Annotated in this window: 12 protein-coding genes; 6 read left to right on the top strand and 6 right to left on the bottom strand. The window is 58.0% G+C overall.

Annotated elements, in window-relative coordinates; genetic code table 11:
* The first annotated feature begins 49 nt into the window (after positions 1-49).
* From DXA43_RS07620 to DXA43_RS07605, 4 genes are all read left to right on the top strand, one after another.
* Positions 50-1,042, top strand: coding sequence for a helix-turn-helix transcriptional regulator (locus DXA43_RS07620; protein WP_089572366.1), 993 nt, complete (start codon positions 50-52; stop codon positions 1,040-1,042).
* Between the two features lie 315 nt (positions 1,043-1,357).
* Positions 1,358-2,986 (top strand): amidohydrolase, encoded by a 1,629-nt coding sequence (locus DXA43_RS07615; protein WP_158564962.1) that lies wholly within the window; start codon positions 1,358-1,360, stop codon positions 2,984-2,986.
* 96 nt (positions 2,987-3,082) lie between these two features.
* Complete coding sequence (locus DXA43_RS07610; RefSeq protein ID WP_117806745.1) at positions 3,083-4,459, top strand: MATE family efflux transporter; 1,377 nt, start codon at positions 3,083-3,085, stop codon at positions 4,457-4,459.
* Positions 4,460-4,687: 228 nt separating this feature from the next.
* Complete coding sequence (locus DXA43_RS07605) at positions 4,688-5,857, top strand: ATP-binding protein (RefSeq protein WP_199409482.1); 1,170 nt, start codon at positions 4,688-4,690, stop codon at positions 5,855-5,857.
* 373 nt (positions 5,858-6,230) lie between these two features.
* On the opposite strand, the gene DXA43_RS10555 is transcribed toward DXA43_RS07605, so the two are convergent.
* The gene (locus tag DXA43_RS10555; RefSeq protein WP_255413567.1) at positions 6,231-7,034 is read right to left on the bottom strand and encodes a LuxR C-terminal-related transcriptional regulator; all 804 of its coding nucleotides are present in this window, start codon (positions 7,032-7,034) and stop codon (positions 6,231-6,233) included.
* 178 nt (positions 7,035-7,212) lie between these two features.
* On the opposite strand from DXA43_RS10555, the gene aguA reads away from it, so the two are divergent.
* Complete coding sequence (gene aguA / locus DXA43_RS07595) at positions 7,213-8,334, top strand: agmatine deiminase (RefSeq protein WP_117806744.1); 1,122 nt, start codon at positions 7,213-7,215, stop codon at positions 8,332-8,334.
* A gap of 181 nt (positions 8,335-8,515) precedes the next feature.
* A complete protein-coding gene (locus DXA43_RS10280) occupies positions 8,516-8,665 on the top strand; it encodes a hypothetical protein (RefSeq protein ID WP_158564961.1) in 150 nt (49 codons plus the stop codon).
* A gap of 615 nt (positions 8,666-9,280) precedes the next feature.
* On the opposite strand, the gene DXA43_RS07585 is transcribed toward DXA43_RS10280, so the two are convergent.
* From DXA43_RS07585 to DXA43_RS07565, 5 genes are all read right to left on the bottom strand, one after another.
* Positions 9,281-9,931 (bottom strand): GNAT family N-acetyltransferase, encoded by a 651-nt coding sequence (locus tag DXA43_RS07585; protein ID WP_117806742.1) that lies wholly within the window; start codon positions 9,929-9,931, stop codon positions 9,281-9,283.
* A 375-nt stretch (positions 9,932-10,306) separates the two neighbouring features.
* Positions 10,307-11,338, bottom strand: coding sequence for a 3-deoxy-7-phosphoheptulonate synthase (locus tag DXA43_RS07580; RefSeq protein ID WP_117806741.1), 1,032 nt, complete (start codon positions 11,336-11,338; stop codon positions 10,307-10,309).
* Positions 11,339-11,908: 570 nt separating this feature from the next.
* Complete coding sequence (locus tag DXA43_RS07575; RefSeq protein WP_117806740.1) at positions 11,909-13,765, bottom strand: ABC transporter ATP-binding protein; 1,857 nt, start codon at positions 13,763-13,765, stop codon at positions 11,909-11,911.
* On the bottom strand, positions 13,765-16,134 hold the full coding sequence (locus DXA43_RS07570) for an ABC transporter ATP-binding protein (RefSeq protein ID WP_117806739.1): 2,370 nt from the start codon (positions 16,132-16,134) through the stop codon (positions 13,765-13,767). The genes DXA43_RS07575 and DXA43_RS07570 overlap by 1 nt, the downstream gene beginning before the upstream one ends.
* Positions 16,131-16,580: a MarR family winged helix-turn-helix transcriptional regulator gene (locus DXA43_RS07565; protein WP_117637026.1), complete on the bottom strand. Its 450-nt coding sequence runs from the start codon at positions 16,578-16,580 to the stop codon at positions 16,131-16,133. Before DXA43_RS07565 ends, DXA43_RS07570 begins: the two co-directional genes overlap by 4 nt.
* Positions 16,581-16,798: the final 218 nt, after the last annotated feature.

Genomic DNA, 16,798 nt, shown 5'->3' with positions numbered 1-16,798 from the left:
TGCTCGCCATCGAAATTTATCGATGGCCTATTTCAGACTGTAATGGGACATGAGCTTCGCATTCTATATCTACACCACAATTATCATGGGTGTGGCTCTGGTGACCAGTGCCGTGGCATTGGTGGTTTGGCTCATGACGCGCCGTCGCGACAGCCTGGTGGCCGCGGCGGGCTTTTTGCTCTACATGCTCGATATGTCGGTCATTTTTTTTGACGAGTACAATCGGCTCAAATACGACTACGCTGTTACCTTTAGCGAGCCGTTGCAGCACCCCTTGCTGCGCTGCGTGCTCGGTATTGCCATCTATGCCTGCGTGGTACTGTGGATGTTTGCGCGCTTGCGCAAAAGGCCGACGTCGCGCATGCTCGGACTTGCTATCGTGCCGTTTTCAATCTTGCAATTGGTGCTGGTGCCTCGCAGCGGTGCTGCCGGAGAGATGCAGCAGTATCTCTTTTGGCTCACGCGTGACCTGGGCAATGTAGGATGTCTTGCCTATGCCGCCTGGCATTACCGGCACAGGGCCACGCGTGTTGAGAAACTCGACCTCGACCGCTCAAAGCTCTTTTGGAAGGTGGCACTCGTTCTTGCGTTTTGCGTAATCGCCGAGGACACCTACATGATTTTGCTCTGCCGCCCCGACTCTCAAAACCCCGTCATCAGCCTCTTTTTGTGGTATCTGTCCGAGCGCAATATCTCCGAAAACGTGCTGCTCGTGGCATGCGCGGTCCAACTCTTTTGCCAGTTTAGCCATATCCTGCGCGTGTATGCCCGTCATCCGCGTGCCGATGAGGACGTGGCGGCCGAGAGCGCACGCTCTGGGGACGATCTAGCATCACGCGTTGTGATCTATGCCGATGCCCATAAGCTGTCGCGGCGCGAGCAGGAGGTGCTCACGCTGGTGCTGAAGGGCAACGACGCCCAAAACATCGCCAGCGAGTTGGTCATCAGCCCTGGCACGGTCAAGGCGCACTTGCATCGCATCTACGTTAAAAGCGGTGTCTCCAACCGAGATGACCTCATAGATGCCTTTTGGCGTTCCTAGTCCTATTCTTCCTTGCATGCGGGTCTTGCCGTGTGGGCGGGCACGCCGTTGGGCGTAATGACGCGGTAATAATCTCAGACAATAAACCTGCAGGTAAAGCGTGTAAACCTGCTTAAACTGACCGTTTGCGATCCCTGGCCTTGGCACGGATTTGCCCCTGTGTATCAATGGGTGTAGCGCGAAGCCGCGGACGTGGGACAGACGTCCGAGCACGGCTTGTAGGCACGCGCCGATGCGGGAGCGCTACGCTCCCAACCGAGTGCCCACGCGGGCGGTGCGTCCGCGTTGCAACCAAAGATGCCTGAGGAGGCTCACATGGACAAGGCTGATGTAGTTATCAAGAGCAACACCGTTTTTACCGGCGATGGGCTCGAACCGTTTAAGGGCGGCGTTGCCGTGCGTGGCGATAAGATCGTTGCCTGCGGTGACGATGCCCACTTGGCGCCGTTTATCGGCCCCGATACTGAGGTGCGCGACTTTGGCGATCAGCTCGTTATGCCTGGCCTGATTGACTCGCACACGCATTTTGCTCAGGGTGCGTTTATGACCGACCCCGATTTTGCCGTCAACCTTATCGATTGCACCAGTTTTGAGATGGCGATGGAGCGTGTCGTGGCGTTTGCGAACGCCCATCCCGATAATGAGTGGATTCTGGGCTGCCAAATCATTCAGTTCCAGTGGGATATCCCCGAGATGCCCACGGCTGCGATGATTGACAAATACATCTCGGACCGTCCGGTATTTTTGCAGCAGGTCGACATGCATACGTTTAGTGCCAATACCTGCGCTATCGAGAAAGTCGGCATTACTACCGAGACGGCCGATCCTACAGGCGGCAAGATCCTTAAGGATGCCGACGGCAACCTGACGGGCGTGTTTTCCAACAATGCCGGCTCCTTCTTTATGGATGAGGTCTACGACCCAGCGCCCGAGGTTGTTGACGCGTCGTTTGCAAAAACCGCCCGGCGCGCCAATGCCCTGGGAATCACTACGGTCGGCATGGTCAATCCTACGTTTGTGAGCATGGAAAACCCGTATGCGGTGTTGGCAGGTCTTAATGCCAAGGGCGACTTGCCACTGCGCGTGTTCCTGTACACCGATCTGTTCGAAAACGAGTCCTTAACGCTCGAGCAGATCAAGGAGAAATACGCCTTCTCGGGTACGCAGGTCGAGTGGCACGGCTTTAAGCAGTTTCTTGATGGCGTGTGCTCCGACCACACCGCTTGGATGCTTGAACCCTATTCCAACGCGCCCGATACCTGCGGTGAGCCCGCGGAGGATCCAGAGCGCATCCGTGCCGCCATTGTCAGGGCGCAGGAATGGGGCGTTGACACGCGCGTCCATACGATCGGCGATCGCTCGGTGCGTTTTGTGCTTGATTGCTTTGAGGAGGGCGAGCGCTTGCATGGTAAGCGGGGTTGCCGCCACTCCATGGAGCACAACGAGACGGTTCAGCCCGAGGATCTGCCGCGCTACGTGGAGCTTGGTATATGCCCCGGCATGCAACCGTGGCACATGCTGCTCGATATGGCTGACCTTGCCAAGGACGATGCCGTGGGCCCCGAGCGTGCAGCGCTTTCGTGGCCCCTGCACAGCCTGCTTGCAAGCGGTGCCGTGGTGCACTTGGGCAGCGACTTCCCCGTTGTGGGCTTGGAGCCCATGGAGGAGGTGTACGGCGCAGTCTTCCGCATGCTCGAGGACGGTTCCAACCCAGAAGGGTGGTTCCCGCAGGAGCGCATCACCATGGCCGAGGCCCTGCGCGCCTACACCTACGGCAGCGCCTACGCCATGCATGCCGAGGATCGCATCGGTACGCTCGCATGCGGCAAACAGGCTGATATCTGTGTGCTCGACCGCAACCTCTTTGACTGCGAACCGGCTGAGGTCCTCGAGGCCACGGCGTCTCTCACGATGATTGCCGGCAAGGTGGTCTACGAGGCCTAGCGGGGCTGCTGCATCGCTGGGCGGTGCCACAGCCTGTGCGTGCCGCCCATCCATCCATCCATCCATTCATCAATCTCTCATGGAAAGGGGAGAACAATGGCAGAAGAAACAACCGCCGCTGTTGAGGAGGAGCGTGAGCTTGCCTCGCAGCCGATTCCCGGCCTGGTGCGCAAGTACACCATCATCACCGGCCAGGGTATGCTTGCCCAAATCATCATGGTGGTCCTGGAGGGCCTTGTCATGGGCTGGGGCTTGGGTGCCCACGGCCTGGCATGTATCTCGATCATCATGTCGGTCGAGTACATTAACCTGGCCTTTGGTAACCTGTTTGGCACCGGCGTGCCCGCCGTGGTGGGCAACCTTTTGGGTGCCGGCGACATTAAGGGCGCCAGCAAGGCGTTTAGCCAGGGCTTTTGGCTTACCACGATTGTGAGTGTGCTGCTTGCTGTGGTGATGGCTGTGTTTACCGAGCCCATCTGCGCATTCTTCGGCGCCACGCCCGACATCATGGCCGATACCGTTGCCGGCGTGCGCACCTTCTCCGTGCTGCTGCCGCTCACGGTCATTGGTCAGATGGTCACCGCCGTCATGCGTGTGGACGAGAAGGTTCAGATCCAGGCCAACCTCATGACCATGTCTGCCATCGTCGCTATCTGCTGGCTTGCGCTTTCCACGTTTGTACTCAAGCTTGGCGTTATGGGAGCTGGCGTGTACTACGGTCTTTCCATCGGTATCTGGGCCATCGGTATCTTCTGGTTCATCGGGGGCAAAAAGTCCCAGCTCCAGATTAGCCTGGCCGACCTTAAGCTCGACCTCGCCATCTGCGGCCAGATCTTCAAGATCGGCTTCCCGTTCTTCCTGGTTCAGGGTGCGACCTTTATCTTTAATACCGTTGCCAACTCGCTTTTGGGTTCGCTCGGCGGCGATATGGGCTCGCTCTACATCGCAGCCTTTGGCGTGATCAACGGCTACATCCTCTACATTACCATGATGGTTGCCCAGTGCTTCTCCTACGGTCTACAGCCCATCGCTGCCTTCAACGCCGGCGCAAAGGCTTGGGCACGCCTTAAGGAGACGCTCTCCTGCACGCTTAAGTACCAGGTTGTGACGCTGGCGCTGGTCACCGTCGCGCTCTGGCTTGCCGCCACCCCGGTGTGCGCCTTCTTTGCCGGCAGCGATCCTGCGCTCGTTGAAGTTGCCGCCAACGCCACGCGTACTGTCATCCTGGCTGTTGCCCTGGGCTATCTTGCCATGACCATGTCGATGTATTTCCAGGCGGTCGAGAAGGTGGGTGTCGCCACGTTTACGGGCCTGCTTCGCTATGTGATCTGCTCGGTGCCGCTTATGTACCTCCTCGGCAACATGATGGGTGTCGAGGGCGTGTGGATCGCCCTGGTGGTGGCCGATGCCATTACTGGCATCATCTCCATTGCGCTCGCCGCGCACGAGTCCAAGCGCCTTGCCACGCTCTAGGCTCGGACATGGCTCGCGTACGATAGTCGAACAAGTTAACTCGCCTGCAAGCCACCACAATGGGGACAGTCCCCATTGTGGTGGCTTTTGTTATTTAGGGTCTGAGATTTCTGCTCTATAAATAATGCTTTTGAACTGGGTTACTATAAGATTATGGTAAACGCTACTATAAGATTATGGAGAATGAAACTATTCGATTATGGTAACAGCGTAATAAGGGGCGTTGATATGGCTGAGTTCATTAACAGGGATTTGCATGAGTTGCTCATTCGCATGGCAGGCTGGTTTCCTGTTGTGTCGTTGACAGGGCCTAGGCAGAGCGGTAAGTCTACGCTGGTTCGGCATGCCTTTCCCGACTATTCCTACGTCACGCTTGAGGACCCTCAAACGAGGCGCGCGGCCTTGGAGGATCCGGTGAGTTTTATCCGCAACCGAAAGGGCGGACTCATCATCGATGAGGCGCAATACGCGCCGGATTTGTTTTCAATGATCCAGGTTGTTTCGGATGAGCGGGGAGACGCCGGTCAATACATCCTTACAGGCTCGCAAAACTTTTTGATGATGAAAAGCATCGGGCAGTCTCTTGCCGGGCGAGTCGGGATCTTAAAATTGCTGCCATTATCGTTTCGAGAAGCGGAGAGGGGCCAGCAGGGGCAGCTGGAAGTGGATTTGTTCGCGCTCGAAGGGGGATACCCTCGCCTGCGTTCCGCCGGAATGCCGTCCTCGGTTTATTTCCCCAGCTATATCGATACCTATGTTGAGCGCGATGTTGTGGGCTTGCTTGATGTGCGCAATAAGGCGGAGTTTCATAAGTTTCTGTCCATAATTGCTCAGAGCGTCGGTGCCCTCATCAATATATCCTCGCTTTCTCGAGATACGGGCGTGAGCGTATCGACCATTAAAAGCTGGTTGTCCATCCTGGAGCAGAGCTACCTGACGTTTTCGCTGCAGCCCTATTATGCAAATGCCAAGAAGCGTCTAACTAAAACGCCCAAGCTCTATTTTTACGACACGGGGCTGCTCTGCTACTTGCTCAAAATTGGATCACTGGAGCAACTATTGGAGAGCCCTTATCTGGGGGCCGTTTTCGAAAACCTCATCGTTTCCGAAACGGCGAAGAGCCATCTCAACGTGGGCGAGAATCCCGAGCTGTATTTCTATAGGGACGACAGCAAGCGTGAAATCGATTTGCTCGACTGTACAAACTCAGGGAGTCCCAAGGCTATCGAAATAAAATCATCCAGAACGTATCACGATAAGTACGCCCGCCATCTACAGACTGTATGCGATGAGATCGACATTGCAAAAGATGCGCGCTATGTTGTGGCCCGCGTGGACTCAACGTATGAGTCGAAAGACTGTAGTGTGGTTTCGGCGCGTGATTGGCTTTTACGATAACAAGCTCGGCGCATTAACAACAGCCGCGAAGGGAACCGGCCCCTTTTGCGGCGGTTTTTTGCCTATCTGGTGCGTCTTAGATGCAAGTGAGTAGACTTATTTGGATATGCCGAGCACATCGCGACAAATGCTCAATAAAACCGCAGGTCAGAGCTGTGGCGTTTTGGGGCGTGCTTGACCTCCTGCAAAAAGCCTACTCACTTGGTTTTTTCTGTTAGAAGACCGCCGCGAGGGAAGGCAGCTCCCTCGCGGCGGCTGACATTTGCCCAGATAAAACCTGCCAAAATAAACCTGTCTACTCTTTGAGCCAGAGCCGACACTAATTCAAATGGCGAAATCAAAGGGCGTTCTCCGCATGGAGGGCGCCCTTTTTTCATCGCAGGATGTTTTGCACGGCAGTCATAAGGCCCAGGCGGTTGCCGACGCCGAGCTTGCGATAGATGGCGTTGATGTGCTTCTTGACGGTTGACTCGCTTATGAATAGCTCGTTTGCCATCTGTTTGTTCGTTTTGCCGTCGAGCATGAGCCGCATGACTTCGGCTTCGCGCGGTTGGATATTGTGTTCTGTAATGAAGGCGTTCAGATGGTTTGTGTCTTCGGTCTGGGTGAGTTTAATGCCCCGAGGATAGAGGTTGGCGAGCGCGAGGCTCGCGTGCCGAGCGATTTCGAGCAGGATTGCGAGCTCGGTGTCAGTGAAGTCCCCGGCCGTGCGTTCGCGAAACAGGGTGATGCTTCCAAGTGGTAGGTTGTTGTGAGCAAGCGTGGCCGTACAGCCAAAGTAGACGCCCTGCGGTTCCATCCATTTGCGATAGATGGGCGTGGCATCGCGTCGCTTGACGTCGACGAGGTCGAGGTCGCGGTAGACGCCGACCTTATGTAAGTCAAAGCTCCATGTTGTATAGTCCATCGCGGCGTAGCGGTTGTAGTAGTCGCTCAGTGCGCGGTCGTCCATTCCGCTGCTTGCGGGGTGGACGTAGCGTGGGGCATCACTGCCCGCCGCCTCGATCAGGTCGAACATGGCGATCCGATGGGGCACGAGCCCTATCGTTCCCTCGAGGGTCTCCTTTTGCAGCTTATCGACACCGTGTGATGCGTGGATTGCAAGCGCGAGCTCGTTGAGAGCAGTCCAGGTCGTACTGTCCAACTCAATAGTCTGCTGTTTATTGCATGGGGGCATAGGGCGTCCTTTCCATTGCGGAACCCAGTATGTCATGTTCTCGGCCTGAATAGAACTTTAGGTCAGCGAATGGTATACCGTCGATCGCTGAAAGGGGCTCGAGGGACCATTGAGAACATCTCGGTGCGGCCGCATCATGGTCTCGTCAAGCAAAAGCACCGAGATTTAGGAGCTTGAAATGAAGACCATCTACGAGAGTGAGTCCACACCTAAGAAGGACGGGTTCTATATGCCCGGCGAGTATGAGGAGCAGGAGCGCACCTGGATTTTGTGGCCGCATCGTTCGGATGTGTGGCGCTGCGGTGCCAAGCCGGCGCAAAAGGTCTTTACCGAGATTATTAAGACCGTTGCACGCTTCCAACCCATCACCGTTGGTGTCAATGCCGAGGATTTCCCTGCGGTGTGCGAGATTTTCGATGGCGTTGAGAACGTGCGCGTGATTCATATGGAGTACAACGACTCCTGGATCCGCGACCCCGGCCCGGCGTTTCTTGTCAACGACAAGGGCGACGTGGCACTCTCGCACTTCCACTTTAATGCTTACGGCGGTTTCATTGACGGCCTGTATTTCCCGTGGGACAAGGACGCTTCCATTGGCCTGCAGGTGGCACAGCTCGAGCAGGTTAACCGCTATCGTCCCGAGGATTATATCCTCGAGGGTGGCTCGTTTAACTGCGACGGCCAGGGCACCGTGGTGACCACCGAGATGTGCCTGCTCAATGAGGACCGCAACCCCCAGTACACCAAGGGGCAGATCGAGGAGAAGCTTGCCGAGTACCTGGGCATCGAGAAGGTCATTTGGATCAAGGATGGCATCGACCCGTTTGAGACCAACGGGCACGTGGATGACGTCGCATGCTTTAGTGCGCCCGGAGAGGTCTGCTGCATGTGGACCGATGATCCCAACCATAAGTTCTACAAGGAGTGCCAAGAGGCGTATAAGACGCTTTCCGAGACGACGGATGCCCGTGGCCGCAAGCTCAAGATCCACAAGGTGATTATGCCTGCGACCTCGGTATATATGACCGAGGAGGAGGCATCGACCATCGATCCGGTCGAGGGTGTGCTGCCGCGTACCCCCGAGGATGCTTTCGAGCCGAGCTACCTCAACTTCCTGCCCATCAACGGGGCGGTGCTGGTGCCACAGTTTGGCGACCCCAACGATGCCCAGGCACTCAAGGATATCCAAGCCGCCTATCCGGATCGCGAGGTCATCGGCATCATGACGCGCGAGGTCATCTATGGTGGCGGCAACATCCACTGCATCACCCAGCAGCAGCCCAAGGCGCGCTGTAAATAGCAGTTCCATGGTGAACAGTGCTTGATTGTCCGCACGCGAAAGTTCGCCGACTTCAATGGTCGGCGGACTTTTTGTGTGGTGGTTTCAGCTGAACGGCGGGCCGTGCGGCTTGGGTGTGCGGGCACACAATCTGGGGAAACCAAACAGATTGGGGGCTTGTATAATCGATTCGAAGGGAAACGTGCGACCCGAGGGCATGTTTAACAGGGCGTACCTGGCCCCCGAAGCCCAGCGCGCATACGATACGCTGCTCGAGTGCGTGCTCAACGGGCAGAAGGGTTGCGAGGCTTCGGCGCATGCGGGCATGGATACCATCAAGGCGCTCGTATAGCTTTACGCTTTCGGATGTGACACATAGGACTGCGTGCGCCGCTCCCGGCTATATTGCCCCCGAGGTGCTTCAACTCATGGAGATAGCCGGCATCAGCGATTTCGAGAGCTTGGCAGCGTCCACGAATGCCCCCGTGTTTACGCCACAGACGGATGACTTTGGACTCGCGGTCCATATCTTTAAGATGCTTAACCGCGGAATACACCCATACGCTTCTGGTGAGCTGGACTTGGACATATTTGACCTGGACGACGATGACATTCCGCCTGCACCATTGATAAACAGCTGCGTGTGTAATGGGCACAGCCCGTTTGTGGGGACGTTGGTCGGATACGTTGTCCCAAAGTACGCTCTTGAGCTCGATGATTTTAGCGGCATTATGGGCGAGGCACTCCGTCGATCGCTGTATGGCAGGGCGGAGGAGCGTCTTGACGCACGCACATGGGCGCGCCTGCTCGACCGCTATCTATCCGAGACAGTTGTGTGCAAACGTGGCCATCTCCACCACTCGTTACAGCACGAATGCCCTTGCTGCCGAGGAGAGCGCGCCTTGTTGACTCGTCTTGGTTGATGGTTTGGGCCGTCTTGTAGAAAGCCCGTGAGGCGACATGCAAGTTAATCCTGCGTGTCGCCTCCGTACATATAGACGATAAATCCGTCGCCGGTGTCCTGGCTGTGATCCTCCAAGATGCGCTTCATGTTGAGGTGCTCGTAGAACTGCCAGTCGGAGTTGCAGTCGCTCATCAGGAAGAATTTGGTGCACCCGGCTTTGGCGAGTTCGGCGCGCGCAAGGTCGATGAGCGCACGGCCGAGCCCCTTGCCCTGCCATTCGGGCACGATGATGATCAGGTTGAGCTGGCCCTGGGCATATTCGTTGCCCGTGGCGGCAAAGCGGTCGGCTGTTGCCTTCTCGCGGCTATCGCCAAAGAGCGAGCCTTCGAGCTTGGCATCGGCGGTCTTTGCCATCTCGGTTGCCTGGACGAACATTTCGTTGTAGCAGGGCTCCCACGTGGGATTGGTGCGTGGTTTGCCGTCTTCGAAGATACCGATGCAGCAAGCGGCGATGATGCGGCCTTCAGCTTCGGCAACGAGCGCGATGGGGGAGCGCTGCAGCTGCATGGCGATGTTAAAGCGCGCACAGAAATCGGCGGCTTCGACGTCGCCTCGGTTGCGCAGCGTGTTGCACCACAGCTGGTTGTAGATGGCGGCGATGCCGGCCAGGTCATCGAGCGTGGCGGCACGCAGAGTTACGTTGTCAAGGCTCATGGGGGCTCCTTCCAAGTTGGGTCAGGCCACCCCTGAGTGTGACATGGACGCAGGACGGCCGCATCGACCATTCGGCAGGCGAGCCTCGAATCCTCGGGGACGGAGGGTCCTAAGAAGGAATGAGGGCGGATTTTCGGACACTTGCTCGATGAGAGTGGATAATTTCCCACTTTTAGCGCTGGTATAGGCCAAAAACGGGAGATTATCCACTCTCATTCTGGGTAGTCGTTGGGGACGTTCTTAAACGACCAGTCATTAAAGAACGTCCCCAATGACTACCCCAAGGAACATCCCAGACTGCCGGCAGAAAAGGAACGTCCCTAACTGCCGCATCCGGAGTAAGACAACGCCGCAGGTAGAGGACGGCCCGCGTAACTAAACCCGCTCCGCGATCTCGTGGATGAGGTAGTCGGTCTTTTCCCAGCCCAGGCACGGGTCGGTGATCGACTTACCAAAGACACCGCCATCGACCGGCTGGTTGCCGTCCTCAAGGTAAGACTCGATCATAAAGCCCTTGACCAGCTTGGAGATGGACTCGTTGCGGCGGCAGCTGTCGAGCACCTCCTTGCAGATGCGGTACTGCTCCAGCGGGCGCTTGCCCGAGTTGTCGTGGTTGCAGTCGATGACCGCCGCCGGGTTGGCGTAGCCGGCATGCTCGGTATAGCGCTCGGCCAGGCGCTCCAGGTGCTCGTAGTGGTAGTTGGGGTAGGTGCGACCGTCGAGACCGATGTAGCCACGCATGACGGCGTGTGCGAGCGGGTTGCCGTCGCACTCAACCTCCCAGTTGCGGAAGATGAAGCTTTGATGTGCCTGGGCGGCGTAGATGGAGTTAAGCATGACGGTGGTGGAACCGGCGGTGGGGTTTTTCATGCCGACGGGCACCGAAATGCCGCTCGACACCAGGCGATGCTCCTGGTTTTCGACCGAGCGCGCGCCCACGGCAACGTAGCTCAGCAGGTCGACGAGGTACTGGTAGTTGGACGGGTAGAGCATCTCGTCGGCGGTAAAGAAACTGGTCTCCTCGATGACGCGCAGGTGCATGTGGCGAATGGCTTTAACGCCTTCGAGCAGGTCATCGGGCGCCTCGGGGTCGGGGTTGTGCAGCAGACCCTTGTAGCCGGTGCCCTTGGTGCGCGGCTTGTTGGTGTAGACACGCGGAATGATGATGAGCTTGTCCTTGACCTCTTCGGCGACCTTGGCCAGTCGGTTCATGTATTCAAGCACCGAGCCCTCGCGGTCGGCAGAGCACGGGCCGATGATGAGCACTTTGCGTGCGTCCTCGCCGGTAAAGACCTTGGCGACCTCGGCGTCGAATGCCTGCTTTTTGGCGGTAAGCTCGGCGGAAAGCGGCATTTCCTCGCGGATCTCCATGGGGATCGGCAACCTGCGCTTGAATTCCATGGCCATATGGGGCCTCCTTTATCAATTAACGGCAACAATTGGCGAATTCTCGAATGCTCGGCATTATCCGCTGTCGCACGCTAAAGTGCAAGTGAAACCTGCCGAAAAGGGACAGGTTTATTTTGGTCGGTTTTATCTGGGGAAATGTCGGCGCTCGCCGGAAGAGGAGGGCCAACGTACGGCACGCTGGAGCAAGTTGGATCTTCTGCGGCATACCCTGTGGACAAAAAATGGCAAATATAAGTACTGTTGCTAGCGTAGTATCATATCGATCTTACAAGATAATAGACACAACAGTAAATATGTTCATTAACGTTGGCACACAGAAGCATGCTACCGGGCATTTTGATCAATTTGAAGGCATGTCTAGGCCGCAATGAGGTCGTTTGGGGCAGTTTTGGCTGTTACTAAAAAGGTGACAGTACTCATATTTGCCATTTTTTGTCCACGGGGTCTTGAGGGAGGGCGTCAATCAGGTCCCAGGGGAGGCGGTTCGAGGGCCGCAGAACAAAAAACGGGGGCGCAGGCTGTCCTGCGCCCCCGTTCTCGGGCGTTATTCGTTCCCTGCGGCAGAATTTACGCCGCTTCGTCGAACTGCGAATTGTACAGGTCGGCGTAGAAGCCGCCTTGGGCGAGCAGCTCGTCGTGCGTGCCCTTCTCGACGATGTCGCCGTCGCGAATCACCAAGATCACGTCGGCGTTGCGGATCGTGGACAGGCGATGCGCGATGACAAAGCTCGTGCGGCCCTGCATCAGCGCATCCATGGCGCGCTGAATAAGCTCCTCGGTACGGGTATCGACGTTGGAAGTCGCCTCGTCCAAAATCAGCGCCGGACGGTCGGCCAAAATGGCGCGGGCGATGGTCACGAGTTGGCGCTGGCCCTGTGAGAGGTTGGTGCCCTCCTCATTGATCATAAAGTCGTAGCCGCCGGCGAGCGTATGGATAAAGTGGTCGCAGCGTGCGGCGCGTGCGGCGGCCTCGACCTCGGCGTCGGTCGCATCGGGGCGTCCGTAGCGGATGTTCTCGCGGATGGTGCCGTTAAACAGCCAGGTGTCCTGCAGCACCATGGCAAACTCGCCGCGCAGCGCCGCGCGGTCCCAGTCGCGCACGTCGACGCCTTCGACGCGCAGCGAACCGCCGTCCACGTCGTAAAAGCGCTGCAGCAGCTTAATGAGCGTGGTCTTGCCGGCGCCGGTGGGGCCGACGATGGCGATGGTCTGACCGGGCTGCGCCTCGCAGCTAAAGTCGTGGATGATGGTCTTGTCGGGCGTGTAGCCAAACTTGACGTGGTCGAACTCAACGTGGCCGGGGCGCTTCTCGGGAATCTGGGCGTCGGCCTTCTGCTCCTCCTCGGGCGCGGCGAGGAACTCAAAGACGCGCTCGGTGGCAGCGGCCATCGACTGCATCGTGTTGCTCACGTTGCCCAGCTGCTGCACCGGCTGCGTAAAGTTGCGCACGTACTGGATAAAGCTCTGGATGTCGCCGGGCGTGGCATTGCCGGTCAGCGCGAGCTGTGCGCCCACCACGACAACGCCCACGTAGCCCATGTTGCCCACCAAGCTCATAAGCGGCATCATCAGGCCCGACAGGAACTGCGAGCGCCAACCGCTCACAAACAGTCGGTCGTTTTGACGGTCGAACTCCTCGATCGAGGCCTCGGCGCGGTCGAACACCTGAATGACGTTCTGACCGGCAAAGTCCTCCTCGATAATGCCGTTGACGGTGCCCAGGACTTGCTGCTGCTCGCGGAAGTACGGCTGCGAGAAGTGAATCATCACGGTCAGGATAATCGCGGCGGCCGGCAGTGTGAGCACGGTGACGCCGGTGAGCGGCAGACTGATCGAAAGCATCATGACGAGCACGCCGATAATCTGCGTCACCGACGTGATGAGCTGCGTCACGCTCTGGTTGAGCGACTGACCCAGCGTATCGACGTCGTTGGTGATGCGGCTGAGCACGTCGCCCTTGCTGTGGCCGTTGAAGTAACTCATCGGAACGACGGCGATCTTGGCGGCGATCTCCTTGCGCATGCGATAACAAATCTTTTGCGTGACGCCGGTCATGAGCCAGCCTTGGATCAGGCTGCAGGCAGAGCTCGCCAGGTACAGGCAGAGCAAAAGGCCGAGCGTCTTGGCAATCCAGCCAAAGTCGACATCGCCGGTGCCGTTGACCTTGGCAACCAAGCCCTCGAACAGCTTAGTCGTAACCTGGCCGAGCACCTTGGGCCCCACAATGTTAAAGATGACCGAGCACACGGCAAAGGCGACGGCGGCAAACACGGCAATCTTGTGCTGGCCGATATAGCCGAGCAGCTGCCTCATGGTGCCCTTAAAGTCCTTGGCCTTTTCGCCACGGCGCATGCCACCCATGCGGCCCATGGGACCACGCTGGCGGGTGGGCTTGGGAATCTGAGTCTTGGTCTCGTCTGCCATTAGCGCTCGCCTCCTTCCATGACGGCTGCAATTTCTTCTTGGGTAAGCCCCAGCTCCTCGGCGGAAAGCTGCGACTGTGCAATCTCCAGGTACGCCGGGCAGCCGTGCAGCAACTCCTCGTGCGTGCCGGTGCCCACTACGTGACCGTCGTCGAGCACGATGATCTGGTCGGCGTGCATGATGGTCGCGATGCGCTGGGCCACGACCACGAGTGCGGCGTCGGTGACGTTTTTGGCCAGCTCCTCGCGCAGGCGCGCGTCGGTCTTGTAGTCGAGGGCGCTAAACGAGTCATCGAACACCACGACCTCGGGCTTTTTGGCCAACGCGCGGGCAATGGCCAGGCGTTGGCGCTGACCACCCGAAACATTGGAGCCGCCCTGGCTGATGGGGGAGTCGTAGCCGCCCTCGCGCTCGGCGATAAAGTCCTCGGCCTGGGCGATGCGTGCCGCCTGGCGCATATCATCATCGCTCACCATGTCGCCGGCAAACTTGAGGTTGCTCTCGACGGTGCCCGAGAACAGGCGACCCTGCTGCGGGATGTAACCAATGCGGTGGCGCAGCTCGGAAAGGGTCATGTCGCGCACGTCGATGCCGTCGAGCGAAATGCTGCCGCCCGTGACGTCGTACAGGCGCGGAATCAGCTGCACGAGCGTGGACTTGCCCGAACCCGTTGAGCCAATGATGCCGAGCATCTGGCCGGCATGTGTGGTGAAGTTCACGCCGCTGATGACATCGGCGCGGGCATCGGGGTACTGGAAGCTCACGTCGCGGAAGGTGAGCTCACCGCGCGGCGCGCTGGCTGCGGGCAGTTTGGGCGAGGCAGGGTCGTTGATGCTCGTGGGGCAGGTGATGACCTCTTCCACGCGCTCTGCTGCGACCTCGGCGCGGGGCAGGATAACCGAAACCATGGTGAGGATCATAAACGCCATGACGATCTGCATGGTGTAGGAGATGAACGCCATCATGTTGCCGACCTGCATCACGCCGTCAGACACGCCCTGCGCGCCAAACCAGACGATAAGCACGGTGATGCAGTTCATGACGAGCATCATGAGCGGCATCATAAAGCTCATGGCGCGGTTGGTGTAGAGCTGCGTGGTCATCAGGTCGAGGGACGCCTGGTCAAAGCGCTCGAGCTCATGCTCCTCGCGGTTAAACGAGCGGATGGGCATAAGGCCGTCGAGCAGCTCGCGGGCGGTAAGGTTCACGCGGTCCACAAAGCTCTGCATCTTTTTGAACTTGGGCATGGTGAGGCCCATAAGCACGCCGACGACGGCCGAGACCGCGATGATGGCCACGGCGATGGTCCACTCCAGGCCGGTGTGGTTGGCCAGGACGCGCATGACGGCGACGATGCCCATGACGGGCGCCATGAGGCACATGCGGATAAACAGGGTTGCGGCCATCTGAATCTGCTGAATGTCGTTGGTGCAGCGAGTGATGAGCGAGGCCTGGCTAAACTTGCCCACCTCGGCTGGCGAGAAGTGCATGACCTTGTTGAAGGTCTCGCGGCGCAGGTCGCGTGCGATGGAACAGGCGGTGCGCGAGGCCACGGCGCCGGTTAGGATGGTGGCGACCAGTGAGATCAGGCACAGACCAAACATCGTGGTCGCCATGCGGCCCAGGTAGGCGTTCTGCACGTCGGCGGGGTCGATACCCTGCGCCTTGTACTCGTCTTGCACATAGCTCACGGCGCGTTGGGTCACGATGGAGCCCGACATGGAGCCCATTTTGTCCGCCATTTCATTGGCGCCCTCGACGAGCTTGCTTTGGTCTACCAGACCGCCCTCGACACCTAGGCGCAGACTCTTCATGGTGATCTTGCCGCCGTCGGCATCAATCTGCTTTTGCATGTTTTGCGCCGCTGTGGCCTTCTGCTGCATCTCGGCGAGCTGCTCGGGCGTCATTGCCGCCATCTGCTCGGGGGTGGGCATGGCCTGGGCGCCGCCGCCATTGCTTGCCTCGGTGGATGCGCCGGTCATGTCGCCCATGGAGCTGGCGTCGATGCCCTGGTTGAGAGAAAGGACGACGGTCTCGGGCAGGCTCATAATGTCGGCAATCTTGCCGCCATCGGCACGCTCTTCCTCGGTGCCCTTGTACGTTCGAATGCCTTTTTTGTCAGCCTTGCTAAACACGGCCTCCACAGCTTTGGCGTCCTTGGTGCTCATAAAGAGCTCAAGGTCATCGAGTGATTCGGCACGAATGGTGTCGGGCACGGGCGAGGCGATGCCGCCTTGCTGTACGCCCACGTCGACGATGTCGCTCATGTAGGTAGGCAGTGCCAGATCGGCGTTGCAGCTGATTACGATAAGTACGATAGCTGTGAACAGTGCCAGGACATGCTTTTTAAAGAGCTTGAGAATCCTCACTCGGCATCTCTCCTTTCTTGATTGCGGTCGATAATTTCGTTGAAACGCCTTAGAAGGCGCACCATCTCTTGGGTATCTGTTTCGCCGAGCTGCTCGAGGAAGGCCGCGGTGCGCTCCTCGAATTCCCGACGTTTGATTTCGAGATTCTGGAATCCCTTATCGGTCATCGTGACGTGTACACGACGACGGTCGGTCTTTGAGTGCTCGCGCTCGACCCAGCCCTTGGCTTCGAGAGTGCGTAAGATATTGGCGATGCGGGCACTCGAGACCCAGGCGCGATTTGCGAGTTCGCTCGGCGTGAGCGAACCGCCAGCGAGCATGAGGGCGCGCATGACAGCCATCTCGCCGCCGAGAGCTTTGTCCGCAGAGCGTGAAATGCGATGATGCATGCTGCCAAACTCAGTTAAGAGCTGACGCCCAAGCTCATGGAAATCGGTATCTTCCACCGAAAAGCCCTAACACTAGAAACTATTTTCGGTGAAAGATGATACCCGCATATTCGGGCCTCATGCAGTGGGCAATATAAAGAGCGCATAAAGAGTTAAAAAATTCAATTGCTGAAGCGTTTCAAAGAACTATTATGCCCGCGGTTAGGCGGGGGGGTTGTCACCACCATGACGACTGGGACTCATATAATCGCCACGTGCGATGCTCCAACTTCCCG

It is taken from the genome of Collinsella sp. OF02-10 (genome assembly GCF_003463445.1).
In the GTDB taxonomy this organism is placed as follows: Bacteria; Actinomycetota; Coriobacteriia; order Coriobacteriales; family Coriobacteriaceae; genus Collinsella.
Note: the sequence above shows the minus strand (reverse complement) of the source record. Positions and strands in the feature narration are given on the sequence as shown.